General features: G+C 39.6%; 20 protein-coding genes. 8 read left to right on the top strand and 12 right to left on the bottom strand.

The window, feature by feature from the left end:
* Positions 1–21: 21 nt before the first annotated feature.
* Positions 22–348, bottom strand: coding sequence for a hypothetical protein (locus tag BLR37_RS01780; protein ID WP_090763786.1), 327 nt, complete (start codon positions 346–348; stop codon positions 22–24).
* Between the two features lie 191 nt (positions 349–539).
* On the opposite strand from BLR37_RS01780, the gene BLR37_RS01775 reads away from it, so the two are divergent.
* A complete protein-coding gene (locus BLR37_RS01775; RefSeq protein ID WP_090763784.1) occupies positions 540–1,136 on the top strand; it encodes an FMN-dependent NADH-azoreductase in 597 nt (198 codons plus the stop codon).
* A gap of 47 nt (positions 1,137–1,183) precedes the next feature.
* Here BLR37_RS01775 and BLR37_RS01770 read toward each other — a convergent pair whose 3' ends face one another.
* Positions 1,184–1,546 (bottom strand): response regulator transcription factor, encoded by a 363-nt coding sequence (locus tag BLR37_RS01770; RefSeq protein WP_039470881.1) that lies wholly within the window; start codon positions 1,544–1,546, stop codon positions 1,184–1,186.
* Between the two features lie 289 nt (positions 1,547–1,835).
* Here BLR37_RS01770 and BLR37_RS01765 point away from each other — a divergent pair, with 289 nt between their 5' ends.
* The gene (locus BLR37_RS01765; protein ID WP_090763780.1) at positions 1,836–2,150 is read left to right on the top strand and encodes a hypothetical protein; all 315 of its coding nucleotides are present in this window, start codon (positions 1,836–1,838) and stop codon (positions 2,148–2,150) included.
* 140 nt (positions 2,151–2,290) lie between these two features.
* On the opposite strand, the gene mnmA is transcribed toward BLR37_RS01765, so the two are convergent.
* Positions 2,291–3,382, bottom strand: a complete 1,092-nt coding sequence (gene mnmA, locus BLR37_RS01760; RefSeq protein WP_039470885.1) for a tRNA 2-thiouridine(34) synthase MnmA — start codon at positions 3,380–3,382, stop codon at positions 2,291–2,293.
* A gap of 429 nt (positions 3,383–3,811) precedes the next feature.
* Here mnmA and BLR37_RS01755 point away from each other — a divergent pair, with 429 nt between their 5' ends.
* Both BLR37_RS01755 and BLR37_RS01750 read left to right on the top strand, forming a co-directional pair.
* Complete coding sequence (locus tag BLR37_RS01755; protein ID WP_167356528.1) at positions 3,812–6,097, top strand: GH92 family glycosyl hydrolase; 2,286 nt, start codon at positions 3,812–3,814, stop codon at positions 6,095–6,097.
* A gap of 153 nt (positions 6,098–6,250) precedes the next feature.
* Positions 6,251–7,657, top strand: coding sequence for a DUF6794 domain-containing protein (locus BLR37_RS01750; RefSeq protein ID WP_090763777.1), 1,407 nt, complete (start codon positions 6,251–6,253; stop codon positions 7,655–7,657).
* Positions 7,658–7,707: 50 nt separating this feature from the next.
* Here BLR37_RS01750 and BLR37_RS01745 read toward each other — a convergent pair whose 3' ends face one another.
* From BLR37_RS01745 to BLR37_RS01730, 4 genes are all read right to left on the bottom strand, one after another.
* Positions 7,708–8,121 (bottom strand): EamA family transporter, encoded by a 414-nt coding sequence (locus BLR37_RS01745; RefSeq protein ID WP_090763774.1) that lies wholly within the window; start codon positions 8,119–8,121, stop codon positions 7,708–7,710.
* Between the two features lie 207 nt (positions 8,122–8,328).
* Positions 8,329–9,183, bottom strand: coding sequence for an SDR family oxidoreductase (locus tag BLR37_RS01740; RefSeq protein WP_341844503.1), 855 nt, complete (start codon positions 9,181–9,183; stop codon positions 8,329–8,331).
* Between the two features lie 24 nt (positions 9,184–9,207).
* Positions 9,208–10,047 (bottom strand): SDR family NAD(P)-dependent oxidoreductase, encoded by an 840-nt coding sequence (locus BLR37_RS01735; RefSeq protein WP_039470893.1) that lies wholly within the window; start codon positions 10,045–10,047, stop codon positions 9,208–9,210.
* A gap of 83 nt (positions 10,048–10,130) precedes the next feature.
* Positions 10,131–11,042: a helix-turn-helix domain-containing protein gene (locus BLR37_RS01730; RefSeq protein ID WP_039470894.1), complete on the bottom strand. Its 912-nt coding sequence runs from the start codon at positions 11,040–11,042 to the stop codon at positions 10,131–10,133.
* Positions 11,043–11,416: 374 nt separating this feature from the next.
* On the opposite strand from BLR37_RS01730, the gene BLR37_RS01725 reads away from it, so the two are divergent.
* Both BLR37_RS01725 and fabF read left to right on the top strand, forming a co-directional pair.
* Complete coding sequence (locus tag BLR37_RS01725) at positions 11,417–12,181, top strand: SDR family oxidoreductase (RefSeq protein WP_090763768.1); 765 nt, start codon at positions 11,417–11,419, stop codon at positions 12,179–12,181.
* 166 nt (positions 12,182–12,347) lie between these two features.
* Positions 12,348–13,598, top strand: a complete 1,251-nt coding sequence (fabF, locus tag BLR37_RS01720; protein ID WP_090763765.1) for a beta-ketoacyl-ACP synthase II — start codon at positions 12,348–12,350, stop codon at positions 13,596–13,598.
* A gap of 286 nt (positions 13,599–13,884) precedes the next feature.
* On the opposite strand, the gene BLR37_RS01715 is transcribed toward fabF, so the two are convergent.
* Positions 13,885–14,535: a YceH family protein gene (locus BLR37_RS01715; protein ID WP_090763762.1), complete on the bottom strand. Its 651-nt coding sequence runs from the start codon at positions 14,533–14,535 to the stop codon at positions 13,885–13,887.
* Between the two features lie 193 nt (positions 14,536–14,728).
* Between BLR37_RS01715 and BLR37_RS01710 the strand changes: the two genes are divergently transcribed.
* Complete coding sequence (locus tag BLR37_RS01710) at positions 14,729–15,775, top strand: NAD(P)-dependent alcohol dehydrogenase (protein WP_090763759.1); 1,047 nt, start codon at positions 14,729–14,731, stop codon at positions 15,773–15,775.
* A 115-nt stretch (positions 15,776–15,890) separates the two neighbouring features.
* On the opposite strand, the gene BLR37_RS01705 is transcribed toward BLR37_RS01710, so the two are convergent.
* From BLR37_RS01705 to BLR37_RS01690, 4 genes are all read right to left on the bottom strand, one after another.
* Positions 15,891–17,504 (bottom strand): S8 family peptidase, encoded by a 1,614-nt coding sequence (locus BLR37_RS01705; RefSeq protein WP_090764821.1) that lies wholly within the window; start codon positions 17,502–17,504, stop codon positions 15,891–15,893.
* Positions 17,505–17,659: 155 nt separating this feature from the next.
* Positions 17,660–18,256: a DUF4142 domain-containing protein gene (locus BLR37_RS01700; RefSeq protein WP_090763756.1), complete on the bottom strand. Its 597-nt coding sequence runs from the start codon at positions 18,254–18,256 to the stop codon at positions 17,660–17,662.
* A gap of 59 nt (positions 18,257–18,315) precedes the next feature.
* Complete coding sequence (locus BLR37_RS01695; RefSeq protein ID WP_090763752.1) at positions 18,316–18,759, bottom strand: GNAT family N-acetyltransferase; 444 nt, start codon at positions 18,757–18,759, stop codon at positions 18,316–18,318.
* Positions 18,760–18,905: 146 nt separating this feature from the next.
* Positions 18,906–19,397, bottom strand: coding sequence for a YajQ family cyclic di-GMP-binding protein (locus BLR37_RS01690; protein WP_090763749.1), 492 nt, complete (start codon positions 19,395–19,397; stop codon positions 18,906–18,908).
* A gap of 76 nt (positions 19,398–19,473) precedes the next feature.
* Here BLR37_RS01690 and BLR37_RS01685 point away from each other — a divergent pair, with 76 nt between their 5' ends.
* On the top strand, positions 19,474–20,073 hold the full coding sequence (locus tag BLR37_RS01685; RefSeq protein WP_090763746.1) for a hypothetical protein: 600 nt from the start codon (positions 19,474–19,476) through the stop codon (positions 20,071–20,073).
* The last annotated feature ends 50 nt before the right edge of the window (positions 20,074–20,123 follow it).

Raw genomic sequence — 20,123 nt, 5'->3', positions numbered from 1 at the left:
CATTGCTTAACTGGATTTGTTTCATAGCAGCTCATCGTCATCTTCATCGTAAGCGTCGGGGTCGTTATTCAGTTCTCCGATGTCCGATTCGTTATAGCCGTAATTGTCTTCCTCCTCTTCTTCATCTTCATCATCCTCTTCATCCTCTTCATCATCCGGACCTTTAATTTTTTCATTTAATTGCGTGCCTTCGCCGTCGGCAAATTGCACCTCATCCTCAGTATATTCATCATCTTCCGTTTCGGAAGTTAGGTGCCCTTCTGCGGCATTTCCCTGCGACCGGTTGATCTGAAACTGTTCGATATTTTGAATTTCTTCTTTCTGTTGGTTGTTTTCCTGGTTTTTCATGGTAGGTTCTTTTATGTTAAGAACAGGTAGGCAGGGGATTAAGTTTATAGAAAATAAAAAAATAAACGCTCAGGGTGTTGCCGTTTATAAAGCTTACTATACTAAAGGATAGCGCTATCCTTTAGTATAGTAATAACTTTTTGATAGCTGGTGTATATAATTTTGCCAGTAATAAATAATAAAGACAAAAAATGAAAATATTAAATTTAATATCAAGTCCAAGGGGCGAAGCATCTTCCAGTATTAAATTAGGGAATGCCATTGTAGAAAAACTAACAGCTGCTAATCCTGGTAGCACTGTTATTACGCACGACCTCACCAGCAAGCCATTTCCGCATCTGGAAGAAGTGCACATCAATTCTTTTTTTACACCAGCAGAAAATCATACTCCTGAATTTGAAGAAGCAATAAAACATTCTAATGAGGCTATTGCCGAACTGAAGGCTGCAGATGTGATTGTAATTGGCGTGCCGTTATATAATTTTGGTATTCCATCTACATTGAAAACCTGGATAGATCATATTGCACGAGCAGGCCAAACTTTCAGTTATTCGGAAAATGGCCCCGAAGGTTTAGTAAAAGGTAAAAAAGTTTACCTGGCTATTTCTTCTGGAGGCGTGTATTCGGAAGGACCGATGAAAGCTTACGATTTCACAGAATCGTACCTGAGATCGGTATTGGGGTTTTTAGGTATGGTAGATATCGTTGCGTATAGGGCAGAAGGATTAAGTGTACCTGACTTGAAAGATGAAGCTTTGAGTAAAGCCATTGAAACTATAGCACTTTAAAAAAAATAATTTCTACAGCGGAAACTCACCGTTGTAGAAATTATTCCTTAATTAACCAGATGTTTCTCAATCCTGCCAGCAAAATCGTTCAGGTCGAATGGTTTATTGATAAAGTCTTCGGCATCGCATTTAGCCTTAATGGTGTTTAAGTGGTTATTGGCCGACATCATCATTACCGGGATATTATGTGTTTTAATATTTCGTTTTAAAGTATTGCAGATATCCAGTCCGTTTCCATCGGGCAACATTACATCTAAAATCACCATATCTGGCAGGTGTTTGTTCATTTGTAGCCAGAAATCGCTGGTGTTGGGGCAGGTTTTTACTTCGTAAAGTTCTTCAATCAGCAGAAACTCAATAATCTCCCTGATATTCGGGTTGTCTTCTACAACATAAATGCACTTTTTCATAATTCCTCCTTTTAAATTAGATAACGAGTCTAATTATCAGATGTTTAAAATAGTTGTACACATTTGCCAGGTTATCAACGTAGGCAATACACTTGTCATGGCTGTATCTAATTTTTATTTTGACCAGAAAAAATGTGAGAATAAATTTTGATGCTAATTTTTTTAGTATAAATTTGCTTTTGGAGAAACCGAAAATACGTGAGCGGAAAGTTAAACGCAGCGTATGGTGTGTAATTATTTTAAACAAAAAGCTTATGGCTTCGTTTGTTTGCTGATATATTTATTTTTTATGACCGTTACCGTTTTAGCCATATTTGAAACAGATTTCAAGCCTGATCTTTCATTAGGGAAAATTATGAATGAAAGATTAAAGATAGCTGCTGCCGATTTGCAGGATATTCACTTACAGCCTTTGCATTCGTTAGGGCAACGCAGTGATGACTTAGTAGTTTACATGAGCTATAACCCCAAATATAAAATCAGGTGGCGTGTGGTAAACGATGTGCCCGAAGATGTAGAGCAATTTGTTGGACAGGTTTGCGGTGATTTAGGTTATATTCATTGGAAAACCGCCACCATTAATGTTTTTAAGGGAAGTGAGTAATTACCTCACTGCTTTTCATTTCGATCGTCACCCTGAATTCATTTCAGGGTCTCATCAATAAAAAAAGAGATGCTGAAATAAATCCGATAGCTATCGGATCAGCATGACGATCACTTAGAATTATGAAGGGGAGCGGATTATTAAACTAAAAACCCGCCACCCAATAAATCATTTCCTTCATAGAACACTGCCGATTGGCCTGGTGCAATGGCTGATACATTGTGGTCGAACACTACACGCATTTTGTCTTTCTCCTGTACAATTGTACTTAGCATACCCGCATCTTTATAGCGTATTTTGGTAATGATATCGCTCATCGGCTCTTCAATACTCGCATATTTAATCAGGTTAATATTTCGAACCATCGCTTCGCGACGCTCCAGTTCTTCCGCTTTGCCTAAAACTACTGTATTGCTTTCGGGCAGGATTTGGGTAACAAACATGGGCTCGCCAAAAGCAACGCCAAGACCTTTACGCTGGCCAATGGTATAAAAAGGATAGCCTTTGTGTTGGCCTACCACCATGCCATTGCTCAGAATGAAATTACCACCCGCTACGCGATCTTCTAAATCTTCTACTTTATGTTTTAAGAAAGCCCTGTAATCGTTATCCGGAACGAAACAGATTTCGTAGCTCTCCGATTTTTTAGCCAGTTCTTCCTGGCCCATGTCTAAAGCCATTTGCCTGATTTCAGCTTTAGCGAAGCTGCCCAATGGGAACTTAGTACGCGAAAGGTTTTCTTGCGAAACACCCCACAATACGTAAGATTGATCTTTATTTTCGTCTTTTCCTTTCGAAATTACATAGCGGCCGCTATCTTGCTGGCGGATATTGGCATAATGTCCCGTTGCAATAAATTCGCAGTCGAGTTTATTGGCTCGTTTTAATAACGCTTCCCATTTAATGTGGGTATTGCACAATACACATGGGTTAGGGGTTCTTCCGGCCAGGTATTCATCCACAAAATTATCGATTACATAATCGCCAAATTCGTCTCTGATATCCAATATATAATGCGGAAAACCATAGTTTACGGCAAGTGTACGGGCATCGTTAATGCTATCTAAAGAGCAACAGCCGGTTTCCTTGCTGCTACCGCCAGAGCTGGCATAGTCCCAGGTCTTCATGGTTAATCCAATCACCTCGTAACCTTGCTCATGCAACATTACAGCCGCTACCGAACTATCAACCCCGCCACTCATGGCTACCAGAATTCTACCGTGTTTACTCATTTCAAAAATATAGGATGCAAAAATAAGGTTTATTTAGCTGAAATTGATTAATGGAAGTCAGTTACTTGTAAAAAGCGACAAACCTTGCGGGTTTTCAATACCTGTAAGGTTTACATTGTTCTATTGCTTAATTGTTAGGATCACCCCAGTTAACCAATTTAAACAATTAACCAGTTAACCAATAATTAGTGAATGTTTAATTGTTTGATTGTTGGGATCACACCAGTTAACCGATTTAAACAATTAACCAGTTAACCAAAAAACCAGAAATGTTCAATTGCTAAATTGTTTGATTGTTAGGATGACTCCAGTAAACCAAAAATGTATTTTTTGCTTTACTTAAACGTTTTAGTCATGTTATTTGTAGATATTTGAAGATAAATTTCTACCTTAGAATTTTAAACAAAACAAGCTAATCTCGAAAAAGATATGATTAAAAAAATTATGCTGCCCTGTCTTTTGTTGTCGGGCATGGTTGCTTCGGCACAGCAGAATCTGGTGCAGTATGTTAAGCCCATTATTGGTACTTCAAAAATGGGGCATACCTATCCGGGTGCAACCGTTCCTTTCGGTGCAGTGCAATTAAGTCCCGAAACCGACACCTTATCTTACGAAGTAAACGGTAAGTACAATGGCGATGTGTACAAATATTGTGCGGGTTATAAATATGAAGACAAAACCATTACCGGTTTTAGTCATACGCATTTTAGCGGTACGGGACACTCCGATTTGGGCGATTTTTTAATCATGCCGACACAAGGTAAACTGCAATTGAATCCAGGTACTGCTTCAAATCCGAAAAGCGGCTACCGTTCGGCGTTCTCACATGCAAACGAAGTAGCCGAAGCAGGTTATTACAAGGTTAAACTCGATGATGATAATATCCTGGCCGAATTAACCTCAACTACCCGGGTTGGTATGCACCAGTACACTTTCCCTAAATCAGATCAATCGCACATTATATTAGATTTGATGGCCGGAATTTATAATTATGAAGAAAAAACCGTTTGGACTTACGTACGTGTAGTAAACGATACCCTGATTACAGGTTACCGCCAAACCAATGGCTGGGCCAGAACCCGTACAGTATATTTTGCCATGAGTTTTTCTAAGCCTTTTAAAAGCTACGGTCGCAAAAGTTATGATGCCAAACAAGCTTACCGAGGCTTTTGGGGTAAATTTAACCAGGAGCAAAACTTCCCTGAAATTGCCGGCAAGAAGTTAAAAATGTTCTTCGATTTCGATACCCAGGAAGGGGAGAAAGTTAAAATTAAATTTGCGCTATCGCCCGTTAGTCAGGAAAATGCTTTGCAAAACATGCGTGCAGAAATTTCGGGCTGGGATTTCGAAAAAGTAAAAGCACAGGCTCAGGCCAGCTGGAACAAGGAGTTGAATAAAGTTCAGGTAACGACTTCGAACGATAATAAAATCAATTTCTATACTGCTTTATATCATGCTTACATCAATCCGACTATTTATACCGACGTTAACGGCGAGTACAAAGGTTTAGATCAGGGCGTGCACAAAGCTGATGGTTTTACCAATTATACCACTTTCTCGCTTTGGGATACCTACCGCGCTTTGCATCCGTTTTTTAACATTACGCAACCTGGCCGTAGTAACGATATGGTAAAATCGATGCTGGCACATTACGATCAGAGTAGTTTGCACATGCTGCCGATCTGGTCGCATTACGCCAACGATAACTGGTGTATGAGTGGTTACCACAGCGTTTCGGTTATTTCTGATGCCATTATTAAAGGTACTTATAACGGCGACGCCAATAAAGCACTTGATGCTTGCGTAGCTACAGCTAAACACCGCGATTACGAAGGAATCGGTTATTATATGGATAAAGGTTATATTCCTGCCGAAAAATCGGGCATTTCCGTTTCCAACAACCTCGAATATTCTTATGATGACTGGTCTATTGCTCAATTAGCTAAAAAGTTAAACCGGATGGATGTTTATGAAGAATTCATCAAGCGTTCTAACAACTGGAAAAACAATTACGATAGTGCAACAGGTTTTATGCGCCCTAAACTGGCCGATGGTACCTTTAAAAAACAATTCGATCCGAAAGATACCGAAGGACAGGGTTTTATTGAAGGGAACAGCTGGAACTACAGTTTCTTCGTGCCGCAAGATCCGGCTACACTGATTGAAATGATGGGCGGTAAAAAGAAATTTGCAACACGTTTGGATACCTTATTTACCATGCACTTGCCAGATGAATTTTTTGCGCATACCGAAGATATTACCCGAGAAGGTATTATTGGTGGTTATGTGCATGGAAATGAACCTGCTCACCACATTGTTTATTTGTACAACTGGGCCGATCAACCCTGGAAAACACAGGCACAGGTTCGCCACATTTTAAACATGCAATACAAACCAACTGCCGATGGTCTGGGTGGAAATGACGATTGCGGACAAATGAGCGCCTGGTATATGTTCTCTTCACTAGGGTTTTATCCGGTAGCACCAGGTTCTGAGGTATACTCTTTAGGTAGCCCGTTGGTTAACCACGCGGTTATCAATTTAGAAAATGGCAAAACTTTCACCGTTGAAGCTATTAAACAAAGTGATAAAAATGTATATGTAGAAAAGGTTTTATTGAATGGTAAAGAAATTACCGACCATAAAATTAAGCACGCAGATATTACCAATGGCGGAAAGCTTACTTTTTACATGAGCGCAAAACCGAAAAAGTAATTACTCATCCCTATATAAATGTTGAACCGTTGGCTATGTATTTAGCCAGCGGTTTTTTGTTAAAACAGATAAACAGTCTTTCTTTCTATGGAATTTAAGATTAATTAACATTTATAGTTTAACCGTTTTACTATATTTATAGATCTTAATTACATGATGAAAATTACGCTCACACTCACATTCTTTTTATTATTGAGTATTTCTGCTTTTACGCAGTCCTCAACCTCCCAAATTCCGATTACCGAAGTTTTTTCAGCTAACGGAAAATTTTCTCTTAAATCCTTTTCTTACGACGATGAATTTCCGACTACGAGAGGTAAGTCAATAGTTTATAAGGGCGATAAAAAGGTTTACGAAATTAACCGCTCATTTGATGTGTATACTTTTGGACAGTATTTTTTAACTATTTCAAATGATGGCTCAACTATAGCTTATCTGGCAAATGCAACTTACAGTGATGATGGTTTTAAGAATGTTGTTATTTACAAAAATGGAAAAAGGGTGCAAGCCTATACTACTAAAGAATTTTCCAGCTGTAATCCAGATGTAGAGCGATGTCAGTTGTTCTACAATAATTCTGCTATTGTAGTGGATAATCAGCAGAGTAAGCCAGGCTTTCCTGTGTTTAAAACTGGTACAACAGCTGAAGAAAAGTTTCTAAACCAACAATATGTAATGAATGATCAGGATACCATTTATTGCGTAGACTCAAAGAAGATAGTTACTGTTTATGATCTTAAAAAGTGTGAGATCGTGAAAAAAGTTCCTTTTGAATCTGTTTACCAAAAACTTAAAGATCTTAAGCCTGCAATTCCAAAAACCGATTTTTTTGAATATGCCTATAAATATATACCGGATTTTGTTATCCTGAAGACTCAAAAAAATCTTGCACTCGAGATGGAAGAGAAGATCGGGTTGAAATATGTAGGAATCAATACTCCTGATTTTTTTGACTATAAAATATATCGGATCACATTAGCAGGCTATTTAAATAAAAATGGAAATTTTGAAATTGATACATTAAGCTGTCCGAAAGATATTGATGAGGATAAAATCAGAAAAATAATGACGGCTAATATTTTTGATGCCAGTTTCCTGTCTGAAAAAACGGAGAAACAATATTTCAAATTCTTTTCGGGCGGTTTCCGGAATCCGGTTGATTCTTTAGCTAAACAAGAACTTTTAGTAGAAAAGGAAGCGCAAAAAAAAGAACGTGTCAGGCGGTTAACATTAGATTCAATCAATCATATTTACATCCCGGTTAATCTTAATGATTGTTTTTTGCAATTGGATAAGATCTTGAAACCGATTGATAAAGAGACGATTAAAAATTACAAGAGCAGCGGAGAGATGTTAGGGCTACACCATGGACTAGGCATGTGGATCAGGAATAATTGGGGTTTATGGGGTGGGTCCAGGTTACAAGTCTACTTCGGACAGAGAGGTTTTTCTGAACCTGATGGTGTATCCGGAATTATTTTAGATGGATATTATGATTGGATTAAGGGAGAAACAAGTGGCGGCGCTAAATTTGAACAGAAATATCCTGTAAAGAACTAGTTATCTATATTCAATGTAAGTGGTTTTACCGATGCAATCGTAAAATAGATTTACAGTAAAATCACCATACTTCCCGCAACGATAAGTCCGCCGCCAATAAGTGTTTTGGCATCAATAGGCTCTTTTAAAATTAAAAAAGCAAGTCCCATGGCGATAGCTACGCTAAGCTTGTCAATCGGTGCTACTTTAGAAACATCTCCGGTTTCGAGTGCTTTGAAATAGAAAATCCAGGATAGCCCGGTGGCCAGTCCGGATAATCCTAAGAATATAAGGTTGTTTTTGCTCAGGGTTTTGAGTTGGGTAATTTCGCCGGTAGCCAGAACAATTCCCCAGGCAATGAATAGAATTACGATTGTTCTGATGGCTGTTGCAACATTTCCATTCACTCCTTTAAGACCAATTTTGGCCAGTATAGCTGTTGCTGCTGCGAATAGGGCCGATAGTATAGCGTAAAATTTCCACATAATTTACGGGTGTTAATTGTAAATATGCTTAGCATACATAAATTATCCAATGTTGTATCAACCCGGTAGCTGGAAATTTGTTTGATAAACTACTACTTTATTTAACAAGTCAAAAAAAGCTACTCATGTAGAGAAACAATGGTAAGAAAGGTCGTCATTGCTTCATTGACTGGAAAAGCCTTTCCGCAATGACGACACTTGTAAATATTAAGCATTCACCTCTTCAAAATTCGTAGCTGTAGCCAAAAACTTCCAGTTGGCCATGTCTCGCTGTACATCAGCTATTTTGGCTTCCGCAACCTGATAGGCATCCGGTCCGAGGAATAAATGTAATGGCGGGTTTTCGCTTTTTGAAGCTTCAATCATTACTTCAGCAGCTTTAGCCGGGTCGCCGGGCTGTTGGTTATTGATGTCGTTCTGGTGCATAGCCTGCGAATCGCGTACTTCTTTATAAGCATCAATGGGTGAGGCTGGAACAGCCAGTGAGCTTGCATTTAGAAATGCTGTCCTGAAATAACCCGGTTCTACTACTGTTGCTTTAATGCCATGCGATTTTACTTCAGCTGCAAGCGATTCGGTAAAACCGGCTACTGCAAACTTCGTAGCGCAATAAATCCCGAAACCCGGGAAGTTTCCGGAGAAACCACCAATAGAGGAGATATTGAAAATATGTCCTGATTGTTGTTTGCGCATTTGTGGCAATACTTTTCTGATCACATTGAGCGAACCGAAAACATTGATGTCGAAATTCTCACGTGATTCTTTGTCGCTTAACTCTTCCAATGCGCCCAGCATCCCATAACCTGCATTGTTAACCACCACATCTACACGGCCAAATTTGGTGATGGTTTGGCTAATGGCCGCTTCTACACTGCTTTCGTTTATTAAATCTACGGCTAAGGGTAAAAAGTTTTCGTGTTCACCTACGGCATTGGCTAAATCGCCTAAATTGCGGGAGGTTGCTGCAACCTGGTATCCGCTGCCTAATAATTTTTTTACTAAGGTTAGTCCCAGACCTTTTGATGCGCCTGTTACAAACCATACTTTTTGGTTGTTCATCATCTTTTTCTAAATTTTAAATGTGGTTTACTGGTCAAAATCAGTTGAGATCGAAATTGGTTTCCAGTCATTAATTTCTTTGCTTAGTGCTTCAAGTTTGGTCGTAGCACGGTCAAATGCATCTTTGCCCAAGAGTAAATGCAATGGTGGGTTAGGCATGCTGGCCAGCGAAATCATGGCTGCAGCTGCTTTTTCGGGGTCGCCAATTTGCTGACCGTCCATTTTTAAATAACGGGCATGAATTTCCCTTACGCCTTCATAATCGGCAATAGGGTTAGCTGCCAGGTTAAGTGAATCGGCGGTTAAGAAACTTGTTCTAAATGCTCCCGGAGCAACTACTGTAACTTTTATGCCAAAATCTTTCAGGTCTTCAGCTAATATTTCTGAGAGGGAAATTACTGCAGCTTTCGCAGCAGCATAAATTGCCCAGCCCGATGCACCGGTAATGCCGGCAATTGAAGAAATATTGATGATATGTCCGGAGCGTTGCGCCCTTAAATAAGGCGAAACCTTTCTGATTACATTTAAGGTGCCAAAAACATTTACATCAAAACTGTTGCGAGTTTCAGCATCGCTAAGTTCTTCTATGCTGCCACCAATACCGTAACCTGCATTGTTGATAATCACATCAATGCGTTCGAATTGGGTAATGGTTTCTTTGATCGCTTTTTCTACGCTTTGTTCGTCTGAGAGATTAACCGCAAGAGGAAGAAATTTTTTCGAATCTGTAGCTACTGCCCGCTTAAGTTCGTCAATATTTCTCGAGGTAGCGGCAACATACTGGCCAGCTTTTAACAATTGATGAACCAAACTTAATCCTAAGCCTTTAGAAGCTCCGGTAATAAACCAAACTTTTTTCTTGTCCATAATTTTATCTTTTTTTGTTTAGACAAAGTTACAGACAAGAGGCACGCTACTTATTACATGATTCAAACCGATGATTACGAAATTCAAACAATTCGGTAAGAAGTAGGGGTGTGGTTGGTTAATTTTTTGAAAAAGTTATTGAAATGGGTAGGTTCTTCAAAGCCCAGGCAGTAGCCAATCTCAGAAATGTTCCAGTCGGTATGCTTTAATAAAGCTTTGGCCTCGCTCAGTAAGCGTTCGGTGATGTAATGGGTGGTGGTTTTACCGGTAGTTTCTTTGATGGCACGGTTAAGGTGGTTAACATGTACAGAAAGTTGCGAAGCATAATCTTTTGCCGAGCGCATGGTGAATCTTTGTGTCGTATTTTCGATTGGGAACTGGCGTTCGAGCAGCTCCGTAAATACTGAGGTAATCCGGCTGTTCGCGTCTACATGCCTGAATAAAGCTTCTGAAGGCTGTGTTTTTAAAGCAAAATGCGTGATCTCGGTAATATAGTTCCTCAACAGATCATATTTATACACATAATCCGTATTGATCTCTTCAAGCATTTTTGCAAAAATGCCTTCTACATGCGCTTCCTGTGCTTCGTTTAAAATGTAAGCGGGTTTGCCTCCGGGGATAAACATGGGTAAATCGCCAATGTTCCCGCGGATTTTTTCCTTAAAAAAAGATTCGGTAAAAATGCAGAAGAAGCCTGTAACATCACTTTTCTGGCCGCTGGCCAGCTCCCAGGTATAGGGAACAAGCGGATTGAAAAATATCAGTGCGGTACCGTTTATTTCTACGCTTTTATCGGCGTAGTGGTATACGTTGTGACCGCGGATGAGTGAGACTTTGTAGTAATCTCGGCGGTTATAGCTCATCGGCCTGGCGTCTTCTTTCAGGCAGTCTTCCAGTTTAAAAACATTAAAATGCCCCACGCCGTTCTGCAGGTTTTCGGGTAGGAAACTAAATTTATTTTTATAAAAATCTTCAATACTTTCTGGTTTGCTCATAAAATCAAAGTTACAAAATTCAAACGTTAAAATGGAAATTGAGTGTTCTGATTGATGCAACGTTTTTTGATGGATTGGCTTTGATTTTAAAAAAAAGATTTTTCGCTGACAAATAAATATACCAATCGGTATATATTTGTCGTGTCAATTGAAAGGGATTGATAATAGTTTTTGCAAATGAGAGGGAATTGACTCATTTAATGCAATTATTAAATCTTAGTGAGTCATTTTTTTTTGACCTGAAATATACCGATTGGTATATTAATAGGAAAATGGAAGACTAACTTGATTGAAGCCAGTTAATTGATAAAATAATAGCATTACGCTCACGTGATGAGCATTGATTTAATCTTAAAATCTTAAAAAAATATAAAATGAAAACTTCACAAAATACTGTTTTATTAATCGGCGGTACTGCCGGAATCGGTTTAGAAATTGCAAAACAATTAACCGCCTTAAATAACCATGTAATTGTTACCGGAAGAAACCAGGAGCGTTTAGATGCAGTTGCTGCATCGTTAAACAATGTTACCACCATATTATCGGATGTAAGCAAGGCTGAAGATGTAGATGCTTTGGTTGCACGTATTAAAGCAGATTTTCCACAGTTAAACATCGTAATTAATAATGCTGGCAGGGCCATTCTATACAATCTGGCCGATGATAATGAAGATGCTTATGCCAATGCAGCCGATGAAATGCTGACCAATTATTTATCCATCATAAGGGTTAACCAGAAATTATTGCCTGTACTTACCAAACAAGAATCGGCAGCTATTGTAAATGTTTCTTCTATTGTGGCTTATGTACCAGGGGTTACTTTGCCAACTTATGCGGCCAGTAAAGCAGCGTTGCATTCGTACTCTACCTCGTTAAGGTTAAGTTTGGAAGGGTCGCCGGTTAAGGTGTTTGAATTGATGCCACCGCTCGTTGATACCGAATTTTCAAAAGAAATTGGTGGCCATAACGGTATAAAACCAGGTGTTGTAGCCGACGAATTGTTAGCTGCTTTGGCCAATGATGAATTTGAGATCAGGGTAGGCGATACCGCGAAAATATATGAATTGTTTAGACAATCGCCGGCCGATGCCTTAAATGTGATGAATGCCAATAGAAAAGCCTGGATTGAATCTGTTTAGTTGACAGGAGGTAACGGGAAACAAAAAGGATTCGGGCTTTACATTTATCGTATCAATTTTAGCTGCAGGAATAGTACTTTTGCCGCGATAAGTGTAAAACACAGATTTGTGCTTGCCTTTAATGGTGCATAAGCCGATTTAAAGGCATTGACTAAAAATAATTAACATGAAAAGAGTAGTAGTAACAGGTTTGGGTGCAATAACCCCACTTGGAAATACCGTTGAAAGCTTTTGGCAGCAGATACTGGCTGGTAAAAGTGGTGTTGGTCCGATTACAAAATTCGATGCTTCGAAGTTTAAAACGCAGTTTGCCAGCGAAGTAAAAGACTTTAATGCTGAAACCTTTCTGGATAAAAAGGAAATTAAAAAATACGACGTTTTTACGCAGTATGCCATTGCATCAAGCGATCAGGCCATAACCGATTCGGGATTGGATTTTAGTACCATGACCGATGATCAGTTGGCCGAAGTTGGTGTAATCTGGGCCACTGGAAATGGAGGTATCGGTACTTTTGAAGCGCAGCTGGAAGAATTTCACGCCGGCGATGGTACACCAAGATTTAGCCCGTTTTTTATTCCTAAAATGATTGTTGATATTGCCGCAGGGGTAATTTCGATCAGGCATCGTTTGCGTGGTCCGAATTATTGTACCGTTTCGGCTTGTGCATCTTCTAATACGGCTATTATTAATGCTTTTGATACCATTCGTTTGGGTAAGGCAGCCATTATGATTGCCGGTGGTTCTGAAGCCGCCATAACCAAATCATCAGTTGGCGGATTTAATGCTGCGCAGGCTTTATCAAAGAATAATGATGATCCGCAAGGCGCTTCACGACCTTTCGACGTAGATCGTGATGGATTTGTGATGGGAGAAGGTGCCGGAGCCCTGATTTTAGAAGAACTGGAGCATGCTGTTAGCCGTGGTGCACATATTTATGCTGAAATTGTTGGTGGTGGTATGGCTGGAGACGCCTATCACTTAACCGGAACTCCTCCTGATGGGGTTGGAGCTGGCCTGGGTATGACCAGCGCTTTAAAAGATGCTGGTATTGCTGCTGATCAGATTGATTACATTAATGCACATGCCACTTCAACCGGTTTGGGCGATTTGAGTGAGCTGCAGGCGATAAACCGTGTTTTTAAGGATTTGCCGGTGGTAATTGGAGCAACTAAATCGATGACTGGTCACTTGTTAGGTGCTGCTGGTGCGATCGAAAGTGTAATTAGCATTTTGGCCATTAGAGATGGCATTATTCCGCCAACCATCAATACGAAAAACCTGGATGAAAACATTCCTAAAGGTTTAAATATTGTATTGGGCGAGCCAATTAAAAAGGAAATCAATTATGTGTTAAATAACACATTTGGTTTCGGAGGCCATACCGCCAGTACCATATTTAAAAAGTATAAAGCTTAATGGCTTTTCGATTATAGAGTAAAATGCCTGGTTAATTGCCGGGCATTTTTGTTACTTAGTGCTCTGCCACGGAGACACGGAAAAACAGGGAGGACTTTATGATATTCCTGGTAGATTTAGCTGCGCTGAGCCTTCGGGTTCTCTGCTTCACTTTGCTCTGCTAATCTCAAAGCGTATGCAAATAGCTATCGTTGTAAGATTGCTTCGTCGGCTGAAAAAGCCTTCTCGCAATGACGGATAGGCTATGGGTTTTTACTAATGAACCATTGACCAATGAACCAATAAACTATTTATCCATCAACAAATTAACCAGTTCTTTCAGTTCTTCAACTTCTTTTTCCAGTTTCTCTATGCGGTTTTCCAACTCAGTCGAATCAAATTGTGTTACAATAGTTGCTTCGGTTTCCGGTTCCGTAGTGGTTTCTGCCTGTTCTCCAAGGAGGTGAACAAAACGGGCTTCTTTTTGTCCTGTTCTTTTGGGCAGTTGTTTTACAAAAGCCGGTTCTTCATCTGATAGTTTTTGCAGCTGTGTTAAAACTTCTTCAATGCTTTCAAATTCGTATAACCTGCCTGAATTGCTGTTTATTTCACCCGGGGTTAAAGGGCCACGTAACAATAAAAGGCAAATAATGGCCAGTTCGGAAGGTAACAATGGGTAAACGATGGCCAGGTTGTGTTTATATTTAGTCGCACGACTGGAGCCACCTGTTGCTGTCGATATTAAACCCTTAATTTTAAGCTGGTTCAGTGTTAAGGTAACTGTTTCTTCATCGTAATTAACTACCGGATTTCTGGAGCTTTTTTGATTACAGGCCGCTGTTAAACTGTTCAGCGTCATAGGATAATAATCGGGGGTGGTCCGGCTTTTTTCAATCAATGCGCCTAAAACACGTTGCTCTTCTGCAGATAAATCGGGTAGTGGTTTTACGTTGTCCATGTTATAAAAATATAAATTGAATGAATATTTTGAAAATTATTTTGCTATAGCTTAATTTATAGGTGATTAGGGGATGGAAGGCTGTTTTTTAGCATGGCTGAAATAGAAATGCAACATTATGGCATATCCTGAAATGAGGCCGGCATGACGAATGCTAAAGCTTAATCTTCTAGCTTTGAAAAAAATAAAACATATGATAGCTGCAAAAGGATACGCTGTTCACAGCCAAACTGATAAACTGGCTCCATGGAATTTCGAAAGAAGAAACGTTGGACCAAAAGATGTGTTAATCGAAATTTTATTCAGCGGAATTTGCCATTCCGATATTCATCAGGTAAGGAGCGAGTGGGGGCCTGCACGTTACCCAATGGTTCCGGGGCACGAAATTGTTGGCCGTATAACCGAAGTAGGTGCAGAGGTTTCTAAATTTAAAGTAGGCGATTTGGCAGGTATTGGCTGTATGGTTGATAGCTGCAAAGAGTGTCCTACCTGCAAAGGTGGTCAGCAGCAGTTTTGCGAAAAAGGAGAAACCGTTTGGACCTACAACAGTGTAGAACGCGATAAAACTACGCCAACTTACGGTGGTTACTCAAACAAAATTGTTTGTACCGAAGAATTTGTGGCGCATGTGTCAGATAAACTCCCACTGGCAGGAGTAGCACCTTTACTTTGTGCCGGAATTACAACCTATTCGCCAATTAAAAGATGGGGCATTACCAAAGGGCATCAAGTAGCTATTTTAGGGCTGGGTGGTTTAGGGCACATGGCGGTTAAATTTGCCGTTGCTTTTGGTGCCGAAGTTACTGTTTTAAGTACTTCGCCTTCAAAAGAAGCTGATGCAAGGAAACTAGGCGCCCATAATTTCGTGGTAACTAAAGATGCTGAGCAATTGGCCCAATACACCAAACATTTCGATTTTATTATCGATTCGGTTTCGGCACCACACAATTACGAGATGTACTTCAAACTATTAAAGGTTAATGGCGTGCACATTTGTGTAGGTTTACCCGCTGAGCCAATTAAATTTCCGGGGTCGGCCTTAATGCATGGCAACAGGGCTTTAACGGCTTCGAGCATTGGTGGTATTGAAGAAACACAGGAAATGCTCGATTTCTGTGCTGCCCACGATATCGTTTCAGAGGTAGAGGTGATTAACATCAATTACGTAAACGAAGCTTACGAGCGGGTATTGAACAGCGATGTGAAGTATCGCTTTGTAATTGATATGGATACATTATAATAGTTAAAAACAAAAAAAGCGGATCGTTTGATCCGCTTTTTTTTTTGCAATGAGTTGTCTTATCATTTAGCTGTTAGAAGGTCCTTCGACAGGCTCAGGATGACAAACTCCAATATTATTTTGCAGTAGCTTTACCTGAATAAGTAGCTGCTAATTTTAATGCATTATATGCGTTAACAATACCGCCGCTGATGCAAAGATCAGAGAAAGGAACTGATACCTGCTCGGCACCGGGCTCGTCGCCTTTAGCGTAAGATACATTGTGATTTACTTTGGTAACCGATTTAACAATGATTTCTTTTACCTGTGCAGCAGTTAATTTTGGATAGTAAGAACGGATTAACCCCGCTAAACCTGCAACCACCGGCGAAGCCATACTGGTACCATCTAAGTTTTTGTATTTAGATCCCGGTACAGTTGAGTAAATGTGCACACCTGGCGCAAAAACATCAACCTGGGTTTTACCAAAGTTAGAGAAACTTGCTTTTAACGTCTCGTCATCAGTCGGACCTGAAGCACCTACTGTAATCCATGATGCAATTGTTTTTTCATCCAGATCTTTGTGGTTAGGATAGTTATTTTCTACATCGATATCCTTGTTTTCATTTCCGGCAGCCTGTACAATTAATACATCTTTTGAAGCTGCATATTTCATCGCTTCGTTAACAATGGCCTTATTCCAGCTGTAAGCTTTACCAAAGCTCATGTTAATTACCTTGGCACCATTATCAACGGCATAACGGATGCCGTTTGCTACATCTTTATCGCGCTCATCGCCATTTGGTGTACAACGCACGCCCATAATGGCAACATTATCAGCAACACCCCAGATACCAATTTTATTGGTTCTGTCGGCAGCAATAATACCAGCAACGTGCGATCCGTGCATGGCATCAGGGCCAGCTACATCATTATTTCCGTAAAATTTCTCGTTTACATCATCCGGATTATCGCCAACAATATCACGTGGGTTATAATCAAGGTTCAGGTTATATTCGGCCTGACGGGTGTAATAATCAAAACCTTCTTTAATCTGGTCTTCGTAAAAATCTTTGAAACTGCCTTCTTCCAGTTGTTTAACCAATACGCTCTGTATGCGGCCTTCAATTGGTGTACTTGGTTTAAAGTTTTTAAAGTCTTCTGCTGTTGGATTTTCTTTACCGATTTTTTTTACTACAGCATCAAGCGCATTTTTAAAGCCACTAATGCCCGCTAAGTTAGCTTTAGCCTCACCTAATTGTTTTTCCAGGTCGGTTCTTGCAGCTTTAAACGCTTCCCAATCTTTTTTATCTTTTTCTGCAACATTTGCATCAGTTGTGTTGGCAAAACGGGCCATATCACGACGCACTAAACGGGTTAACTCTAAAGTTTCAAAGTTTACTGATCCTTTAGGGCCGCCAATAAAGTTCCAGCCGTTAATATCGTCTGCATAACCGTTTTTGTCGTCGTCTTTGCCATTGCCGGCAATTTCCTTTTTGTTTACCCACATGATGCGTTTTAAGTCTTCATGGGTAGCTTCTACACCGCCATCGTTAACAGCAACAATTACCTTAACCGATTTTTTGCCTTTTAAAAGCTCTTTATATGCTTTTTCAGTGCTAATGCCGAATGTACTATCACTTTTAAGATCAAGATTTTGCCAGTTTGCCTTTTGAGCATGTACCAAAGCCGGCACTGCACTTAGGAGCGCTGCACTTACAAGCGCGCTGAAAATTCTACTTTTATTCATTCTGTATTTTTGAATTAAACGGCGAAAGTTAATTTTAATTTTTCTATTAGAAGAAAATGTATTAAAAAATGATGTTTTCAGCACATTCTTTAAAGAAAAAATCCTGAAGAATTTCATCAGGATTTATGTTTTGAATGGAAGTTTAAGACGATAGATTACTTCATCTTTGAAACAATTTTTTTTGCCATTTCTGTATGCGATTCGATAATCGCTAAATTTTCGGTTGCCCAGGTTTTTAAAGCGGCATCGGTGTTTTCCATTCCCTGCTTAAACAGGGCTACCGTTTTATCATGGTCGGTAACCATCATATTCATGTAGTGTTTATCAAATGCATCACCGGTCATTTTTTTCATCTCGGCCAAATGCATCTCATCTTCAGCGGGTAAACCATCAGGGGTAATTACCTTTTTATCAATCGCCAGAGCTTTTAATGAGGCATTAGCTTTAGTATGGTCAGTTAGCATCTTTGCTGCAAAATCTTTTACCTGCTGACTTTTCGCATTGGTTTCGGCAATTTTAGCTGCTTCAACTTCCATAATTCCACCAATTGCTGCCTTTCTTAAAAATGTGGCTCCTTCTTCGTTTATTGCCGATTCGGTGCTTTCAGATCCGGTTACGTGCGTGCCGTTAACCATGCTGGTGTCGCCAGCAACACTGTCTTTGGTGGTTGATGATTTTTTATCGGCCGTTTGGCAAGCCTGATAACTGAGCATCATAGCAATAATGGCTGGTACTAGAAAGATCTTTTTCATTGTTTTTCAATATTGGTATCTATTGAAAACAAGAGCATTTTGAAAAGGTTTTTTTAAATCTATTTGGGGTCGCTGTAAATATTGGGGATGACGATACCCATTTGTCTTTCAGGATTTTCGATTGCCGCAAATCCAAACTGTTCGTATAAACCATGCGCATCTAAAGTTGCCAGCTGGTAACGGCGCAATCCCTGCAAATCGGGGTGGAAGATCATAAATGACATGAGCTTTTTAGATAATCCCTGTCCCCGATAATTTTCCCCGATGTAAACATCACAAAGCCAGGCAAAGGTAGCCTTGTCGGTTACCCAGCGGGCAAAACCCACTTGTTCCTGGTTTTTGTAAATACCAAAACAAAGCGAATTTTCAATCGAACGTTTTACCGTTTCGAAAGGAATGTTTTTAGCCCAGTACGACTCGGTACTTAAATAATGATGGATGGCATCAATATCTAAAAGCTCCTTTTTATCTGAAAATATGAATCCGTTTTCGCTGATTTCCATTTTTATTGCTTAATCGTAAGTGTAGGTTAACTGGTTAATTGTTTAAATTGGTTAACTGTATATTGTTCATTGGTTCAGTTGTAATTAGTTCATTCGTAAGGATTTACTAAAACTGTTAACCAATTAACCAGTTTAAACGGTTAACCTTAATTACGCATGTTAATGTACTGCAATGGCTGGCCGAAGTCTTCGCCTCTGCATAAGCTGATTACCGCCTGCAAATCGTCGATTTTCTTTGCTGTAACCCTAACCTGATCGTCCATGATGGCGGGTTGCACTTTTAAGCCACTAGCTTTGATTTTAGCAACTACTTTCTTGGCCGCCTCTTTATCCAAACCTTCTTTTATGCTGATTTCTTTTCTGATCATATTGCCCGATGCCGCTTGTTCGTCGCCGAAATCAAGACTTTTAGGATCGAGGTTTTGTTTCATCATGCGCGAGATAATCGAGCCCTCAATCGCTTTTAAACGCATGTCGTCCTCGGTAACAATCGTTATCACATTAGTTTTTTTATCCAGATCGATGGTGCTTTTCGAACCGTTAAAATCGTATCGGTTAAGGATTTCTTTTTTTGCATTGTTAATGGCATTGTCGAGCGTTTGCGCATCAACTTTACTTACGATATCAAAAGAAGGCATAGTTTTAGCTTTAAAGTAAAAAAATAAGTAGATTTAGTAGAAATTATTCTGTCCTCACAAAAAAACGAAAAATAATATGAAAACCACTAAGCCGAAGTCTCAAAAAAAGATCACCAAAAAGGAAGTTAAGAAACAGCTGGAGCAATCTATAACTGACAAATTTTTGGAAGTAATCAAAAGTTTAGGCCATGATGTATCAGAAATTAGTGTGGAAGTGGGGAAGGCCAGTAAACGCGTTGCGAAAAAGCTAACCAAGAAATTTACCATTGTAAAGGCTGAGGTTGGGCAAAAAATAGATGATTTGGTACATGCATCGAAAGAGAAGGCCAAAGAGGTTAAAAAACCGGTAGCTAAAACATTGAGTAAATCGGAAAAAACAGCCGAAAAAGTAGTGAAAAAGGCTGTATCTAAAGCAAAACCGGTGGTACAGAGTGTTAAAGTAGCTGCCATTGCTACCGAAGAAAAGGCCGAAAAAGTACTCGCAAAACCAACAGAAGCTGTTAAAGAGGTGGTTGCTAAGGCAGCACCAGCGGTTAAAAAGGCTGTGCCTGCAAGTAAAGTGCCTGCAAAAACGGTAACCGCGCCTAAAGCCGAAAAAGCTGATCCGGTTAAGAAAACAACAACAAAAGCGGCCGCACCAGTTAAGAAAACAGCTAAAACACTAGTCAAAAAATAAATTTGTTAACGTTAATACGTCAATTAATTAACATCGATTTAACAAATTAA

The sequence above is a fragment of the Pedobacter soli genome (assembly GCF_900101435.1).
In the GTDB taxonomy this organism is placed as follows: Bacteria; Bacteroidota; Bacteroidia; order Sphingobacteriales; family Sphingobacteriaceae; genus Pedobacter; species Pedobacter soli.
Note: the sequence above shows the minus strand (reverse complement) of the source record. Positions and strands in the feature narration are given on the sequence as shown.